The 14,492-nt window shown below is 62.2% G+C and carries 16 protein-coding genes; 8 read left to right on the top strand and 8 right to left on the bottom strand.

Translation table 11 applies throughout. The annotated features are described in order from the left end of the window. Positions 1-125: 125 nt before the first annotated feature. The gene (gene edd / locus J7655_RS06245; RefSeq protein WP_230927023.1) at positions 126-1,949 is read right to left on the bottom strand and encodes a phosphogluconate dehydratase; all 1,824 of its coding nucleotides are present in this window, start codon (positions 1,947-1,949) and stop codon (positions 126-128) included. A gap of 130 nt (positions 1,950-2,079) precedes the next feature. On the opposite strand from edd, the gene gap reads away from it, so the two are divergent. Continuing rightward, entirely contained in the window at positions 2,080-3,081 is a 1,002-nt protein-coding gene (gene gap, locus J7655_RS06240) for a type I glyceraldehyde-3-phosphate dehydrogenase (protein ID WP_230927022.1), read from the top strand. Between the two features lie 13 nt (positions 3,082-3,094). Continuing rightward, on the top strand, positions 3,095-3,559 hold the full coding sequence (locus J7655_RS06235; protein WP_230927021.1) for a methylglyoxal synthase: 465 nt from the start codon (positions 3,095-3,097) through the stop codon (positions 3,557-3,559). A 186-nt stretch (positions 3,560-3,745) separates the two neighbouring features. Here J7655_RS06235 and arfB read toward each other — a convergent pair whose 3' ends face one another. Beyond that, the gene (arfB, locus tag J7655_RS06230; protein WP_230927020.1) at positions 3,746-4,159 is read right to left on the bottom strand and encodes an alternative ribosome rescue aminoacyl-tRNA hydrolase ArfB; all 414 of its coding nucleotides are present in this window, start codon (positions 4,157-4,159) and stop codon (positions 3,746-3,748) included. A 130-nt stretch (positions 4,160-4,289) separates the two neighbouring features. On the opposite strand from arfB, the gene J7655_RS06225 reads away from it, so the two are divergent. Next, positions 4,290-5,354: a metal-dependent hydrolase gene (locus tag J7655_RS06225; RefSeq protein WP_230927019.1), complete on the top strand. Its 1,065-nt coding sequence runs from the start codon at positions 4,290-4,292 to the stop codon at positions 5,352-5,354. 279 nt (positions 5,355-5,633) lie between these two features. On the opposite strand, the gene J7655_RS06220 is transcribed toward J7655_RS06225, so the two are convergent. After that, complete coding sequence (locus J7655_RS06220; protein WP_230927018.1) at positions 5,634-6,959, bottom strand: DEAD/DEAH box helicase; 1,326 nt, start codon at positions 6,957-6,959, stop codon at positions 5,634-5,636. 197 nt (positions 6,960-7,156) lie between these two features. On the opposite strand from J7655_RS06220, the gene J7655_RS06215 reads away from it, so the two are divergent. Together J7655_RS06215 and J7655_RS06210 are read left to right on the top strand one after the other, a co-directional pair. After that, positions 7,157-7,564, top strand: coding sequence for an anti-virulence regulator CigR family protein (locus J7655_RS06215; RefSeq protein WP_230927017.1), 408 nt, complete (start codon positions 7,157-7,159; stop codon positions 7,562-7,564). A gap of 88 nt (positions 7,565-7,652) precedes the next feature. After that, complete coding sequence (locus J7655_RS06210; protein ID WP_230927016.1) at positions 7,653-8,219, top strand: dihydrofolate reductase family protein; 567 nt, start codon at positions 7,653-7,655, stop codon at positions 8,217-8,219. Here the strand turns inward: J7655_RS06210 and rarD are convergent. The 4 genes from rarD to J7655_RS06190 all read right to left on the bottom strand — a co-directional run bounded on the left by rarD (position 8,206) and on the right by J7655_RS06190 (position 11,198). Next, positions 8,206-9,111: an EamA family transporter RarD gene (gene rarD, locus J7655_RS06205; protein WP_230927015.1), complete on the bottom strand. Its 906-nt coding sequence runs from the start codon at positions 9,109-9,111 to the stop codon at positions 8,206-8,208. The two genes, J7655_RS06210 and rarD, sit on opposite strands and share 14 nt — an antisense overlap. After that, positions 9,111-9,983, bottom strand: coding sequence for a carboxylate/amino acid/amine transporter (locus J7655_RS06200; RefSeq protein WP_230927014.1), 873 nt, complete (start codon positions 9,981-9,983; stop codon positions 9,111-9,113). Before J7655_RS06200 ends, rarD begins: the two co-directional genes overlap by 1 nt. A gap of 165 nt (positions 9,984-10,148) precedes the next feature. Next, entirely contained in the window at positions 10,149-10,748 is a 600-nt protein-coding gene (locus J7655_RS06195; protein WP_230927013.1) for an FMN-dependent NADH-azoreductase, read from the bottom strand. A 135-nt stretch (positions 10,749-10,883) separates the two neighbouring features. Next, positions 10,884-11,198: a 3-phosphoglycerate kinase gene (locus J7655_RS06190; protein ID WP_074859953.1), complete on the bottom strand. Its 315-nt coding sequence runs from the start codon at positions 11,196-11,198 to the stop codon at positions 10,884-10,886. Between the two features lie 77 nt (positions 11,199-11,275). Between J7655_RS06190 and J7655_RS06185 the strand changes: the two genes are divergently transcribed. From J7655_RS06185 to J7655_RS06175, 3 genes are read left to right on the top strand one after another with little or no spacing between them, the layout of a single operon-like run. Beyond that, a complete protein-coding gene (locus tag J7655_RS06185; RefSeq protein ID WP_230927012.1) occupies positions 11,276-12,202 on the top strand; it encodes a PA3225 family LysR-type transcriptional regulator in 927 nt (308 codons plus the stop codon). A 10-nt stretch (positions 12,203-12,212) separates the two neighbouring features. After that, positions 12,213-13,010: an alpha/beta fold hydrolase gene (locus J7655_RS06180; protein WP_230927011.1), complete on the top strand. Its 798-nt coding sequence runs from the start codon at positions 12,213-12,215 to the stop codon at positions 13,008-13,010. Between the two features lie 5 nt (positions 13,011-13,015). Then, positions 13,016-13,570 (top strand): peptidylprolyl isomerase, encoded by a 555-nt coding sequence (locus J7655_RS06175; protein ID WP_230927010.1) that lies wholly within the window; start codon positions 13,016-13,018, stop codon positions 13,568-13,570. 135 nt (positions 13,571-13,705) lie between these two features. Here J7655_RS06175 and fpr read toward each other — a convergent pair whose 3' ends face one another. Further along, positions 13,706-14,485 (bottom strand): ferredoxin-NADP reductase, encoded by a 780-nt coding sequence (gene fpr / locus J7655_RS06170; protein ID WP_004423513.1) that lies wholly within the window; start codon positions 14,483-14,485, stop codon positions 13,706-13,708. Positions 14,486-14,492 lie beyond the last annotated feature (7 nt).

Genomic DNA, 14,492 nt, shown 5'->3' with positions numbered 1-14,492 from the left:
ATCAGGGCGGGGCACGCTTGGATAAAGCTTCGCCCCGAAGCGGGGCTCCTACGAAGAGCGGCTTTGCAGGCCTTGCCGGCGCCTGGCAAGTAGCCCGGATGCAATCCGGGCAACAGGCGCCTGCCTCAGACCAGCGACTCGAGGCTCTCGGTAAAGGCACTGGCGCCCTGCTCCGCCGTGCTGAAGTTGTGGCGCATGAAGGCGAACAACTCGCGCCCGCAGCCACTGGCTGGTGCAGGTCGCCCGGCCGGCTCGCGCGCGGCGAATTCCGCCTCGTCGATCTGCAGCAGCAATGCTCCCGTCGTACCATCGAGGCGTATCAGATCGCCGTCACGCACCCGCGCCAGCGGCCCGCCATCGAAAGCCTCCGGGCAGACATGAATGGCTGCCGGGATCTTGCCCGAAGCGCCGGACATGCGCCCATCGGTAACCAGTGCCACCTTGAAGCCGCGATCCTGCAGCACACCCAGGTAAGGCGTCATCTTGTGCAGCTCCGGCATGCCGTTGCTGCGCGGCCCCTGAAAACGCACCACGGCGACGAAATCGCGCTCCAGCTTGCCGGCCTTGAAGGCTTCGACCAGCTCCAACTGATCCTCGAACACCAGCGCTGGTGCTTCCACCACCTGATGCTCGGGTGCCACCGCGGACACCTTCATCACCCCACGCCCCAGGTTGCCCTGCATCAGGCGCAGGCCGCCTTCTGCCGAGAACGGCCGCGCCACGGGGCGCAGCACGCTTTCCTCCAGACTTTCGCTCGGACCGTCGCGCCAGACCAGCTTGCCATCCTCGAGGAAGGGTTCACGGGTGTAGCGCGACAGACCGCGCCCGGCCACGGTGTTGACTTCTTCATGCAGCAAGCCGGCGTCGAGTAGCTCACGAATCAGGAAAGCCATGCCGCCAGCGGCCTGGAAGTGATTGATGTCGGCCTTACCATTTGGGTAGACGTGCGCCAGGGTCGGCACCACTTCGGAGAGGTCGGCCATGTCCTGCCAGGTCAGCAGAATGCCGGCGGCGCGGGCGATGGCCGGCATATGCAGGGTATGGTTGGTGGAACCACCGGTGGCATGCAGGGCGACGATGGAATTGACCAGGCAACGCTCGTCGACGATCTCGCCGATGGGCATGAAACTCCCGCTCTGCTTGGTCAGGCGGGTGACCTGCTGCGCAGCTTCACGGGTCAGCGCATCACGCAGCGGCGTGCCCGGATTGATGAAGGAAGCGCCTGGCAGGTGCAGGCCCATCACCTCCATCAGTAGCTGGTTGGTATTGGCGGTGCCATAGAAGGTGCAGGTACCTGGCCCGTGGTAAGCGGCCATTTCCGCCGCCAGCAGCTCGTCGCGGGTCGCCTTGCCCTCGGCGTAACGCTGACGCACGTCGGCCTTCTCCTTGTTGGACAGCCCCGAGGTCATCGGCCCTGCCGGCACGAACAGCGATGGCAGATGACCGAAACGCAGCGCGCCCATCATCAGCCCTGGCACGATCTTGTCGCACACGCCCAGATACAGCGCCGCATCGAACATGTTGTGCGACAGCGCCACGGCGGTGGACATGGCGATCACCTCGCGACTGGCGATCCCAATCTCCATGCCCGGCTCACCCTGGGTCACACCATCGCACATGGCCGGCACACCACCGGCGAACTGCCCCACCGAACCCCGCTCACGCAGCGCCTGCTTGATCTGCTCGGGAAAGGTCTCGTAGGGCTGATGGGCCGACAACATGTCGTTGTAGGCAGACACGATGGCCACGTTGGCCGCATCCATCAGGCGCAGGGTCTGCTTGTCGTGACCGCTGCAGCCAGCCACGCCATGGGCGAAGTTGGCGCACTGCAGCTTGCCCCGCTGCGGGCCTTCGCTGGCGGCGGCACGGATCATCTCCAGGTAGCGCTGGCGCGTGGCGCGGCTGCGCTGGACAAGACGTTCGGTCACTTCAACAACGCGGGGATGCATGGGGAATCTCCAGGCTAGCGACTAGCGCTTATTTGTATTTACAACAAAATACTGCCACTCAATGGGCTTGATTTCTAGAGCAATGGGAATAATCTTGTAATTACAACAACAAATTGACGAGACCCTCACCATGACACTACGCATCGCCATCAATGGCTTCGGCCGCATCGGCCGCAACGTGCTACGCGCACTCTATACCCAGCAATATCGCCAGCACCTGCAGGTCGTGGCGATCAACGATCTGGGCGACAGCACGATCAATGCCCACCTGTTGCAATATGACAGCGTCCACGGCCATTTCCCTGAAGAAGTTAAAGTGGACGGCGAAAGCCTGTGGATCAGGGGTGACCGCATCGCCGTCAGCGCCATTCGCAATCCGGCCGAGCTGCCCTGGAAAACTCATCAGGTCGATGTGGTGCTGGAATGCACCGGGCTGTTCACCGAGCGCGACAAGGCCGCCGCGCACCTCACCGCCGGCGCGCGCAAGGTGCTGATCTCGGCGCCCGCCAAGGGTGCCGACGCCACCGTGGTGTATGGCGTCAACGAGCAGGTACTGACGCCTGACATGCAGATCATTTCCAACGCCTCCTGCACCACCAACTGCCTGGCGCCGGTGGCGCAGGTGCTGCAGCGCGAACTGGGCATCGAACAGGGGCTGATGACCACCATTCACGCCTATACCAACGACCAGAACCTGTCCGACGTTTATCACAGCGATTTGTACCGTGCACGCTCGGCAACGCAATCGATGATCCCGACCAAGACCGGCGCCGCCGAAGCGGTCGGCCTGGTGCTGCCGGAGCTGGCCGGCAAACTTACCGGCATGGCCGTGCGGGTGCCGGTGATCAATGTGTCGCTGGTCGATCTGACCGTGCAGGTCAAGCGCGAGACCACTGCCGAGGACGTCAACGCCCTGCTCAAGGCGGCCAGCGAGCAGTCCCCGGTACTGGGTTACAACGCGCTGCCGCTGGTGTCCTGCGATTTCAACCACAACCCGCTGTCATCGATTTTCGACTCCAACCACACCAAGGTCAGCGGCAGACTGCTCAAGGTGATGGCCTGGTACGACAACGAATGGGGCTTCTCCAACCGCATGCTGGACAACTGCCTGGTGCTGGCCCGGCTGCACTAAACAAGGAGGCTCGATGAGCCGTATCAGCTTCACCCACGCCCAGTTGCCGGCACGCAAACGCATCGCCCTGGTCGCGCACGACCATTGCAAAGGCTTTCTGCTCGATTGGTGCGCACGTCAGCGCGGGCGGCTGGCCGGGCATCACCTACTGGCCACTGGTACCACCGGCCTGCTGCTGAGCAAACGTCTGGATTTGCCGGTGGAAAGCATGATCAGCGGCCCACTGGGCGGCGATCAGCAGATCGGTGCGCGCATCGCCGAACAGCGCGTGGACATGCTGGTGTTCTTCTGGGACCCCTTCGAGCCACAGCCACACGACCCGGATATCAAGGCACTGCTGCGTGTAGCGGCGGTGTGGAACATCCCGGTAGCCTGCAACGAGAGCAGCGCCGACTACATGCTCAGCAGCAGCCTGCTGGAGCAGCAGCACGAGTACCGTATTCCTGACTATCAGGCGTACCTGGCGGCACGCGGCTAGCAGGCCATTGAAAAACTACCTGCGTTGGCAATACTGCGTTAAAAACGGCCTCGCGTGCGAGCCCAGTCAAAATGCTCATTTACAACTCGTAAACCCGAGTGCGGGCCCAGTGCTTTTTTCGGCCGTTTTTGCGGGGCCGCCATCGGTATTGCCGTGCCTGCCTCGCCGACGTTTTTCAACGGCCTGCTAGAAATCCACCTTGCCCCGCCCCGCCTTGATCGCTCCGCGCTTGCTCTTGCCATCCAGGCGACGCTTTTTCGAGCCGAGAGTCGGTTTGGTCGGGCGGCGTTTCTTTTCCACCTTGCCGGCACTGCGGATCAACTCGGCAAGACGCTCGAGGGCGTCGGCACGATTCTGCTCCTGGGTGCGATACTGCTGCGCCTTGATGATCACCACGCCATCTGCGGTGATGCGACTGTCGGCAAGCGCCAGCAGGCGCTCCTTGTAGAACGGCGGCAGCGACGAGGCCTGGCTGTCGAAACGCAGGTGCACGGCACTGGACACCTTGTTGACGTTCTGCCCGCCCGCGCCCTGGGCACGGATGGCAGTCAACTCGATTTCCTCATCGGGCAGGTGAACACTGTTGGAGACGATCAGCATGGCCATGCTTTCTGAATAGGTATAACCATCAGCATACCTGCCGCAGCTGTAATCTTTGCTTGAAATTTCCCCACGGCATTCGCCCGGCAGCTCGGCTAACTTAGCGGCCTGCCTTTTTCGGAAGCATTCGATGGACTCCATAACCCAAGCCGTACTTGGCGCCAGCATCCAGGGCGCCTTGCTCAGCCGCTGGCAGGGTCGCAAAGCCCTGCTTTACGGCGCTGCGCTTGCCACCCTGCCCGATCTGGACGTGGTCATGGAATACGGCGATGCCGTGGCCAACATGACCTACCACCGTGGCTTCAGTCATTCATTGTTCGTCCTCAGCGGCTTCGCCCTGCTGCTGACCTGGCTGATCAGGCGCTTTCGACCGCATCCCGGTTACTCGACCAGCCGCCTGTTACTCACACTGTGGCTGATACTGGTCACCCATACCCTGCTTGACGCCTTCACCAGTTATGGCACCCAGCTGTTCTGGCCATTGATGCCAACGCCGACGGCCTGGTCCAGCCTGTTCATCATCGACCCGCTGTACACCGTGCCGCTGATCGCAGCAGTGCTGATCAGCCTGTTTACCGGCCTGCGCGAGCAGAGCTGGCGCGTACCGGCCGTAGCACTGACGGTTTCGACGCTGTACATAGGCTTCAGTCTGGCTGGCAAATTCATGGCCGAGCAACGTGTGGAGCGCGAACTGGCGCGTCAGGGCATCCAGGCCGAACGGCTGTTCACCACACCGACACCGCTCAACACGCTGTTGTGGCGCGTCATCGTGCTCGATGGCGAGCACTATCACGAAGCCCTGGTTGGCTGGTTCGATGACGAGCCACCGCAACTGCAACGCTTGCCGCGCGGCACTCATCTGCGTGAGCACCTGGCTGACGCCCCCATGCATCAACGCCTGGAGTGGTTCAGCGGCGGTGTGCTGCGCTATGACCAGATCGGTGATCGCCTGGTGGTCACCGACCTGCGCCTGGGCATGACCGGTTTTCATCCCTTCCGCTTCGATTTCGCGCAGAGGAAAGAGGGTCAGTGGCAGGTGCATGAGCGCATCGACCGCCTGCCCTTCAGTCGCGGCGAGTCCGAACACCTGGCCTTGCTATTCAAGCGTATCTGGCAGCCTGAGGTGCACGTGCCGCTGCTGGCCTGGGCCAGCGAATTGCAAAAGCCGCTGCTGACCGAGATCCGCTCACACTAAAGCACTGGCAGCGTCGTCAGCTCAGCAAAGGCTGCTGGACGGCCGGAAGGTCATCGATCATACGGCTCGCGGGTGACGCCCTGCATGCACGCCCAGGGCCGCGTCAGCCAAGGCGGGTTCGCGGGGGTAGATACAGGGCGGGAGACTCCCGCCCTGCATTGGACAACCGCACAGGTTTGTTGCACTGAAACGTGCAGGTGGCTCGCACGCGTAGCCGATGTGCTTGCCCCCCAGGGATGGCAGCGCGGTGGACGAATGAAGCGTCGTCCACCCTACCCCTTACTCCGCCACCGGCTTCTTGCGCTTGAGTGGCGCGCTGCCATCGGCGCTGACCAGCACTGAAGACTTGCCAGCCGGGCGTGGGCCGGTCTTGCGCTTGGCGGCGGTGGCTTTCTTCGGATCTTTCTTCTCGGTCTTTTTCTTCTTGCTGCCAGCGGCCTTGCCGGACGCCTTGAGGTTCTTCGGCCCCTGGTAGACGCCTTTCAGCTCCTTGATGGTGCGACGTTCGAAACGCTGCTTGAGGTAGCGTTCGATGCTCGACATCAGGTTCCAGTCGGTGTGACAGATCAGCGATACCGCCAGGCCTTCGCCACCGGCACGACCGGTACGACCGATACGGTGCACGTATTCGTCGCCGGAACGCGGCATGTCGAAGTTGATCACCAGATCCAGCCCTTCCACATCCAGGCCACGCGCGGCCACATCGGTGGCCACCAGCACCTTGACCGCGCCCTGGCGCAGGCGGTCGATGGCCAGCTTGCGGTCCTTCTGGTCCTTCTCGCCATGCAGCACGAAGGTCTTGACCCCGGCGGCGACCAATTTGCCGTAGAGACGGTCGGCCTGTACCCGGGTGTTGGTGAAGACGATGGCCTTGTCATAGGTTTCATTGGCCAGCAGCCAGTCAACCAGCTGTTCCTTGTGGTAGCTGTGGTCAGCCGTGATGATCTGCTGACGGGTACCTTCATTGAGCTGGCTGACGCTGTTGAGCATCAGGTGTTGCGGATCCTTGAGCACCTTGGCGACCATCTCACGCAGGCCGTTACCGCCGGTGGTGGCGGAGAACAGCAGGGTCTGGTGCGTGCCGCAGGCCTCGGCCAGACGCTGGGCGTCTTCGGCAAAGCCCATGTCGAGCATGCGGTCGGCCTCATCGAACACCAGCACCTCAACCTCCTCCAGAGGCAGGTTGCCGGCATTGGCGTGCTCGATCAGACGGCCGGGCGTGCCGATGAGGATGTCGATCTTGCGCATCATCGCCACCTGCACCTTGAAATCCTCGCCACCGGTCACCAGGCCGGCCTTGAGGAAGGTGAACTGGGCAAAGCGCTCGACTTCCTTGAGCGTCTGCTGGGCCAGCTCACGGGTCGGCAGCAGGATCAACGCTCGAATGCTCAGGCGCTGTTTGGAATTGCCGTCGCCGAGCAGGCGATTGAGTAGCGGCAGGACGAACGCGGCAGTCTTGCCGCTGCCGGTCTGGGCGATCACCCGCAAGTCCTTGCCTTCCAGCGCGGGCGGAATCGCTGCCGCCTGCACCGGGGTGGGCTCGACGAAATTAAGCTCGGCCACGGCTTTGAGCAGACGTTCATGCAGGGCGAATTGGGCAAACACGGGGCACTACCTCGGAGAAATCGACAAAACGGTGCATAGCCTAACGGTTTCCGGCGCCGGGGCCGAATTTCTTTGCATCCAAGGCATATTCAGCGGCCGACGAACGGCCATCTGCAGGTGCCATCCGGCAGCAGCAGGCAGGAACCGCACCGGCACTTCTGATATCCAAGACGCATCGGCAAATCAGGAGTCGAGCCATGCTCAACAAAAACCAAGCGACCCTCTGCATCAGCCTGTGCATTCTGCTGGCCTCGGCGCCAGTGCTGGCCAACCCGCCGCCCGGCAAGGGCAAGCCGGGTCACCCGCATGATGGCGTACAGATCGACCTGCGCGGCCCGCGCGTGGATATCGGCCAGGTGCGTATCATCCTTGGCGACAATCGCCAGTTGATCGGCCCGAGCGCTTCTCTGCCACCGGGCATCGCCAAGAACCTGGCACGCGGCAAACCGCTACCGCCGGGTATCGCCAAGAATTTCGACAGCCGCCTGGTATCACGCCTGCCTTACTACGAAGGCTACGAATGGAAGCAGATCGGCCGTGACGTGGTGCTGGTCGCCATCGCGACCGGGATCGTCTACGAAATACTGCGTAATGTCCTGGACTGAGCGCCTGCCAACAGGCGGTAAGGCGCATGACGAACTCGTAGCGTCGGCGCCACTCCAACGTGGAGATGGCCCGCCGACAGGTGCAGACATGAACCCATCACTGATCTACCACGTCACTTGCAGCCTTGATGGTTACATCGCTCGCCCGGATGGCCGGCTCGACTGGTTCGATGCATCACGCCAGGCCGATGAAGCGTACGCTTTCGAGTATTTCTATTGCGCTATCGATGCCCTGCTGATGGGCAGAGGCACCTACGAGGCACTGCGGGCACGGGGTGGCCCCTGGCCCTACTCGGGCAAGCCTTGCGTGGTGCTGACACGCCTTGCCCTGACACGCGCAGCAGAGGAAGTGCAACTCACCCATAGCACTCCCGCCCAGGCTGTAGCGGCTCTGCACGAAGCCGGTTTTCAGCGTATCTGGCTGGTCGGTGGCAGCCTGCTAGCCGGCAATTGCTACACCGCCGGGCTGATCGACGAAGTGATGATCAACCTGGTACCACACCTGTTGGGCGCCGGCATTCCACTGCTGGCCAAAGGCATGGAACGCCACCTGACCCTCAACCAAGAGCGGCGCTTCAGCAGCGGCACCCTGCAGTTGCATTACCAGGTACTGAAGCATGCCAGTCTGCCGGTCGTTGGCATCAACGCGGCCTGATACGCTCACGCTGCTGCTTGCGTAGTAGCCGGGCGCTGTCCCAGCCGACCAGCAGTACCGCCAGCCAGATCGGCAGATAGGTCAGCCATTGCCCGGTATCGAAGTGTTCTCCGAGCAGCAGTAATGCCACGATGAACAGCAAGACAGGCTCGAGATAACTGAGAATGCCGAACAGGCCCATCGGCAACAGCCGGCTCGAGGCCATGTAGGCAGCAAAAGCCAGGGTACCGATCAGCGCCATGAACGGCACCAACAGCCACAGCACTGGCCGCTCGCCAAACGCGTCTGCAGGCCCGTACATGACGATCAGCCCGATCGCCAAGGGCGCCAGAATCAGCATTTCCAGAACGAAACCGGATAACGCATCCAGGCGCATCCAGCGACGCAGCATCATATAAGGCGGGTAGCCCAAGGCAGTCGCCAGCGTCAGCCAGGAAAATGCCTGAGTCCGCCACAGCTCATGCAGTACACCCAGCACGGCGCAGGCCACCGCCAACCGCTGCAGTGGGCGCAAACGCTCGCCGTAGAACACCCGACCACTGAGCACCAGGGCTAGCGGCAGCAGAAAGTAGCCCATGGACACTTCCAGCATGCGCCCCACCAGCGGTGCCCAGAGAAACAGAAACCACTGCACGCCGATCAGCGCTGCCGCCAGTGGACAGGCCGCCAAAAGCAGCGGCTCATGCCGCAAGCGCACGAATGTCTCACGCAGCAGGTGGGTCTGGCGTGCCGCCACCACCAGCAGCAGAATCAGCGGGACCGACCAGAGCACGCGCTGGGCGAATACCTGCACCCCATCGAGCGGGGTCAGCCATTGCACATAACCCGGCAATACGGCGAACAGCAGCGAGGCGCCAATCGATAACGCCAGTCCACGTCCGGAGAGATGCATCAGTGCACCTCGGCCGGCATGCGGCGCTCACGCCCCAGACGAACCAGCGGCAGCGAAGCTGCGATCACCGCACCGCCAAGTGCCAGACGCAGCCAGTCGGCATCGTGATTCCAGATCAGCAGGTTGACCAGCAGGCCAGCCGGCACCAATGCATTGTTCATCACCGCCAGGGTGCCACCATCGACCAGGCTGGCGCCCTTGTTCCACCAGTACAGCCCCAGCCCCGAAGCCACCACGCCAAGCCAGAGCAGCACCCCCCACTGCAACGGAGTGCCAGGCAGGCGTTCACCATTGCCCAGCAACAGGAACGCAGGCAGGGCAATCAGCAGCGCCCCCAGATAGAAGAAGCCGAAACGCCGGTACTGCGGCTCGCTCGAGGGATGCTTGAGCAACAGGTGCTTGTACAGCACCTGACCGGCGGCGAAGGTGAAGTTGGCCACCTGCAGCAGCAGGAAGCCGAATAAAAAGCCGCTGCTGATACCGTCATAGCGGATGATCCCGGCGCCCAGCACCGCCACCGCTGCAGCCACCAGCGCCCAGGGATTGAACCTGCGGTTCAGCGCATCCTCGATCAGCGTCACGTGCAGCGGCGTGAGAATGGTGAACAACAGCACCTCCGGCACGGTCAGCACCGAGAAGCTCAGGTACAGGCACACGTAAGTGATGCCGAACTGCAGGGCGCCGATCAGCAGCATGCCGCGCACGAATGCCGGGGCATGGCCACGCCAGCGGGTCAGCGGAATGAACAACAGGCCGGCGATGACGATCCGCGTCAGCACCGCAAAATAGCTGTCGACATGACCGGCCAGGTACTCGCCGATCAGACTGAAGGAGAAAGCCCACAGCAGGGTCACTATCAGCAGATATCGCACAGCCACCTCCGAAGGAAGGCGGCGACCTTAGCGCGTTCCCCTGCGCCGGACAATCCATACGCCAGGGTAGGCGCTGTCCAGCCCCATAAAAAAACCGGCCGCTCCCTCACGGAACGACCGGTATAGCACGCCCGCTAGCGGGCGCTCAGGAGCGTCGGGGGAGCTTCAGGCCACTTCAGCCAGCTTGGCCTTGGCCTGGGCCAGGCCTTTTTCACTGAACTCGGCGCCCAGGTTCAGGCCTTCGGCATGGATGAACTGCACGTCATGGATACCAATGAAAGCCAGCGCCTGACGCAGGTAGGGTTCCTGATGATCCAGACCGCTGCCGGCGTAGATGCCGCCACGCGCGGTCAGCACGAAGGCACGCTTGCCGGTCAGCAGGCCCTGCGGGCCGGTTTCGGTGTACTTGAAGGTGACGCCGGCGCGCAGCACATGATCCAGCCAGGCCTTCAGCGTGCTGGGGATGGCGAAGTTGTACATCGGCGCAGCCAGCACCAGCACGTCGGCGGCCAGCAGTTCATCAGTCAGTTGGTTGGAGCGCGCCAGCGCGGCCTTTTCCGCCTCGCTCTGCTGCTCGCTCGGGGTCATCCAGCCACCCAGCAGGGTGGCATCGAGGTGCGGGACCGGCTCGACTGCCAGATCGCGAATATGGATCTGGTCTGCCGGGTGTGCGGCTTGCCAATTACCGATGAACTGCCGGGTCAGCTCGCGGGAAACCGAACCTTGCTGACGGGCGCTGCTTTCGATAACGAGAACACGGGACATGTCTGAGGCTCCATCGAGAGAGTTGAGAGTCGATGGAGCACAGAGTAGAGACTCACATTTCGATTAAAAAGCGCAAATATCCGCTTACATATATCGATTAAATTGATTTATAGGCCTGCCGCGTCTAGGCTTTCATCACCTCAGGTTGCAGGTCAGGTTGACCCGCAGGCGAATCACGCTCCGGGTGAACTTGACCGTCATGTTGTTGCTGGCGCCAGGCGCCAACACGGTACGCCGGGTACGTGGTGCTTCGGGGCCATTGCGAAACACCGCCGTGCATTCGGCCTCACTCTGTCCGTAGTTGTAGAGCATCAGCGCCGACATGTTGTGGTCGATTACCTGTGTGCTGGCCGAGACCTCGGCACCATTGAACTGTTTTTCTACCTCGATGGGGTAGGCATGGGCAGCCAGCGGCAGACAGGCGAACAGCAAGCAGATTATTTTTTTCATCGGTGCTCTCCAACGTGGGATCGCCAGTGTAGGTGGAGATCGTCGGCGATAACAGCCGACTCAGGCAGGATGATGCAATGAAAGCTCCTCGCGTAACCCTGGATCAATGGCGCACGCTGCAAGCTGTCGTGGATCAGGGCGGTTTCGCCCAGGCCGCCGACGTGTTGCACCGTTCGCAGTCCTCGGTCAGCTATACCGTCGCGCGCATGCAGGAACAGCTCGGCGTACCGCTGTTGCGTATCGACGGTCGCAAGGCCGTGCTCACCGAGGCCGGCGACGTGCTGCTGCGCCGTTCGCGGCAACTGGTCAAGCAGGCCAGCCAGCTGGAGGACCTTGCGCACCACATGGAGCAGGGCTGGGAAGCCGAGGTACGCCTGGTGGTGGATGCAGCCTATCCCACCGCAACCATCGTCCGCGCCCTCACCGCCTTCATGCCGCAAAGCCGGGGTTGCCGCGTACGCCTGCGTGAAGAAGTGTTGTCCGGGGTCGAGGAGGTGCTGCTCGAAGGCACTGCCGATCTGGCCATCAGTGCGCTGAACATCACCGGCCATTTGGGTATCGAGCTGGGCGAAGTGGAGTTCGTTGCCGTCGCCAACCCGGAACACCCACTGCACCGCTTGCAACGCGAATTGAGCTTTCAGGACCTGGAAGGCCAGATGCAGGTGGTCACCCGTGACAGTGGCCGCCTGCAGCCGCGTGATGCCGGCTGGCTGGGCGCCGAGCAGCGCTGGACGGTTGGCAGCCTGCCAACCGCACGCACCTTCGTCAGCAGCGGCCTGGGCTTTGCCTGGCTGCCGCGCCACCTGATCGTCCGCGAACTGCAGGAAGGTCTGCTCAAACCTCTGCCGCTGGCACAGGGTGGCATCCGCAAGCCACGCTTCTTCCTCTACAGCAACAAGGACCGTGTCCTCGGCCCGGCCACGCAGATTCTCATCGAGCTGATCAAGAATTTCGACGCGACGCCTCTGGATGCAGCCTTTGCGGCACCCTCGCCAAACCATTGAGACCCCGCGCATGCCCTACTTCGACAACGATGGCTGTCAGCTGCACTACGAGGATTACGGCCACGGCGCCCCCCTGCTACTGGTGCATGGCCTGGGCTCGAGCACGCGCGACTGGGAATACCAGATTCCGCTGCTGGCCCGGCATTACCGGGTGCTGGCGCTGGACGTTCGTGGCCACGGCCGTTCGGACAAACCGCGCGGATCTTACCGCATCGCCGACTTCGCCGATGACGTGGTCGCACTGATCGAACACCTGCAACTACCACCGGTGCATCTGGTGGGCATCTCCATGGGCGGCATGATTGGCTTCCAGCTTGGCGTCGACCGCCCCGAACTGTTGCGCAGCCTGACCATCGTCAACAGCAGCCCCGAAGTGAAAGCCAGAAACGCGCGCGAATGGCTGGAAATCGGCAAGCGCTGGACGCTGTCGCGCCTGCTCAGCCTGGACACCATCGGCAAGGCGCTGGGCAAGCTGCTGTTCCCCAAACCGGAACAGGCCGAGCTGCGGCGCAAGATCGCAGAACGCTGGCCACAGAACGACAAGCACGCTTATCTGGCCAGCCTTGACGCGATCATCGGCTGGGGCGTGCGCGAACGACTTGGGCGCATCACCTGTCCTACCCTGGTGATCAGCGCCGACCACGACTACACACCGGTTGAACGCAAACGTGAATACGTGGCAGAAATGCCCAACGCGCACCTGCTGGTGATCGAAAACTCGCGCCATGCCACACCGCTGGATCAACCGGAACGCTTTAATAACGCCCTGCTCGCCTTTCTCGGCGAGATTGCCAACAAGGAAAACTGACCATCATGCTCAAGCAACTCGTTCTCGCCACCGGCGCCCTGCTGCTGTCCTCCAGCCTACTGGCCGCCGACAACCCCAAGGTACTGCTGACCACAAGCCTGGGCGAAGTGGAAGTGGAGCTGGCCGCCGACAAGGCACCGATCAGCACGCAAAACTTCCTCAAATACGTCGACAACGGCTTTTACAACGGCACCCAGTTCCATCGGGTGATTCCGGGCTTCATGGTTCAGGGTGGTGGCTTCGATGCCGACATGCGCCAGAAGGATACCGAGGCGCCGATCAAGAACGAGGCCGACAACGGCCTGCACAACGTCCGTGGCACCCTGGCCATGGCCCGTACCCAGGCCCGTGATTCGGCCACCAGCCAGTTCTTCATCAACCACAAGGACAACGCCTTCCTCGACCATGGCTCGCGTGACTTCGGTTACGCCGTGTTCGGCAAGGTCACCCGTGGTATGGATGTGGTGGACAAGATTGCCCAGGTGCCGACCGGCAACCGTGGCATGCACCAGAACGTACCGCGCGAGCCGGTGCTGATCATCGAGGCCAAGCGTCTGTAAGGTAAAGATGTAGCCCGTAGTTCGGATGCAATCCGGGGGATTGCAACACATCCTCCCCGGATTGCATCCGGGCTACGAGAGCGCCATGAACGACAAAGCCGCCCATCGGGCGGCTTTGTCGTTGAACGGTGACGCTTATTTTTCCACGAAGGCGCGCTCGATCAGGTAATCCCCCGGCTCACGCATGCGCGGGGAGATCTTCAGACCGAAGCTGTCGAGCACTGCGCTGGTCTCATCGAGCATGCTTGGGCTGCCGCAGATCATGGCGCGGTCGTCCTGCGGATTGATCGGCGGCAGGCCGATGTCGGCGAACAGCTTGCCGCTGCGCATCAGGTCCGTCAGGCGGCCCTGGTTCTCGAACGGCTCGCGGGTCACGGTGGGGTAGTAGATCAGCTTCTCTTTCAGCGCATCGCCAAAGAACTCGTTGCGCGGCAGGTGCTCGGTGATGAACTCGCGATAGGCCACTTCGTTCACATAACGCACGCCGTGAACCAGAATCACCTTCTCGAAACGCTCGTAGGTTTCCGGGTCCTGAATCACGCTCATGAACGGTGCCAGGCCGGTACCAGTGGACAGCAGATAGAGGTGCTTGCCCGGATTGAGGTCATCGAGCACCAGGGTGCCGGTGGGCTTCTTGCTGATGATGATCTCGTCGCCTTCCTTGAGGTGCTGCAGCTGCGAGGTCAGCGGACCGTCCGGCACCTTGATGCTGAAGAACTCCAGATGCTCTTCCCAGTTCGGGCTGGCGATGGAATAGGCGCGCATCAGCGGGCGACCGTTTTCCTGCTGCAGGCCGATCATCACGAACTGGCCATTCTCGAAGCGCAGGCCCGGATCACGGGTGCACTTGAAGCTGAACAGCGTATCGTTCCAGTGGTGGACGCTGAGCACACGCTCGACGTTCATATTGCTCATGATGATT

The sequence above is a fragment of the Pseudomonas wenzhouensis genome (assembly GCF_021029445.1).
Taxonomy (GTDB): Bacteria; Pseudomonadota; Gammaproteobacteria; order Pseudomonadales; family Pseudomonadaceae; genus Aquipseudomonas; species Aquipseudomonas wenzhouensis.
The sequence above is the reverse complement of the archived record's forward strand: the minus strand, read 5'-3'. Positions and strand labels throughout refer to the sequence as shown.

Coding starts and splice junctions, on each gene's coding strand:
- edd (WP_230927023.1), bottom strand. CDS start 1,949: ATGCATCCCCGCGTTGTTGAAGTGACCGAACGTCTTGTCCAGCGCAGC.
- gap (WP_230927022.1), top strand. CDS start 2,080: ATGACACTACGCATCGCCATCAATGGCTTCGGCCGCATCGGCCGCAAC.
- J7655_RS06235 (WP_230927021.1), top strand. CDS start 3,095: ATGAGCCGTATCAGCTTCACCCACGCCCAGTTGCCGGCACGCAAACGC.
- arfB (WP_230927020.1), bottom strand. CDS start 4,159: ATGCTGATCGTCTCCAACAGTGTTCACCTGCCCGATGAGGAAATCGAG.
- J7655_RS06225 (WP_230927019.1), top strand. CDS start 4,290: ATGGACTCCATAACCCAAGCCGTACTTGGCGCCAGCATCCAGGGCGCC.
- J7655_RS06215 (WP_230927017.1), top strand. CDS start 7,157: ATGCTCAACAAAAACCAAGCGACCCTCTGCATCAGCCTGTGCATTCTG.
- J7655_RS06210 (WP_230927016.1), top strand. CDS start 7,653: ATGAACCCATCACTGATCTACCACGTCACTTGCAGCCTTGATGGTTAC.
- rarD (WP_230927015.1), bottom strand. CDS start 9,111: ATGCATCTCTCCGGACGTGGACTGGCGTTATCGATTGGCGCCTCGCTG.
- J7655_RS06195 (WP_230927013.1), bottom strand. CDS start 10,748: ATGTCCCGTGTTCTCGTTATCGAAAGCAGCGCCCGTCAGCAAGGTTCG.
- J7655_RS06190 (WP_074859953.1), bottom strand. CDS start 11,198: ATGAAAAAAATAATCTGCTTGCTGTTCGCCTGTCTGCCGCTGGCTGCC.
- J7655_RS06185 (WP_230927012.1), top strand. CDS start 11,276: ATGAAAGCTCCTCGCGTAACCCTGGATCAATGGCGCACGCTGCAAGCT.
- J7655_RS06180 (WP_230927011.1), top strand. CDS start 12,213: ATGCCCTACTTCGACAACGATGGCTGTCAGCTGCACTACGAGGATTAC.
- J7655_RS06175 (WP_230927010.1), top strand. CDS start 13,016: ATGCTCAAGCAACTCGTTCTCGCCACCGGCGCCCTGCTGCTGTCCTCC.
- fpr (WP_004423513.1), bottom strand. CDS start 14,485: ATGAGCAATATGAACGTCGAGCGTGTGCTCAGCGTCCACCACTGGAAC.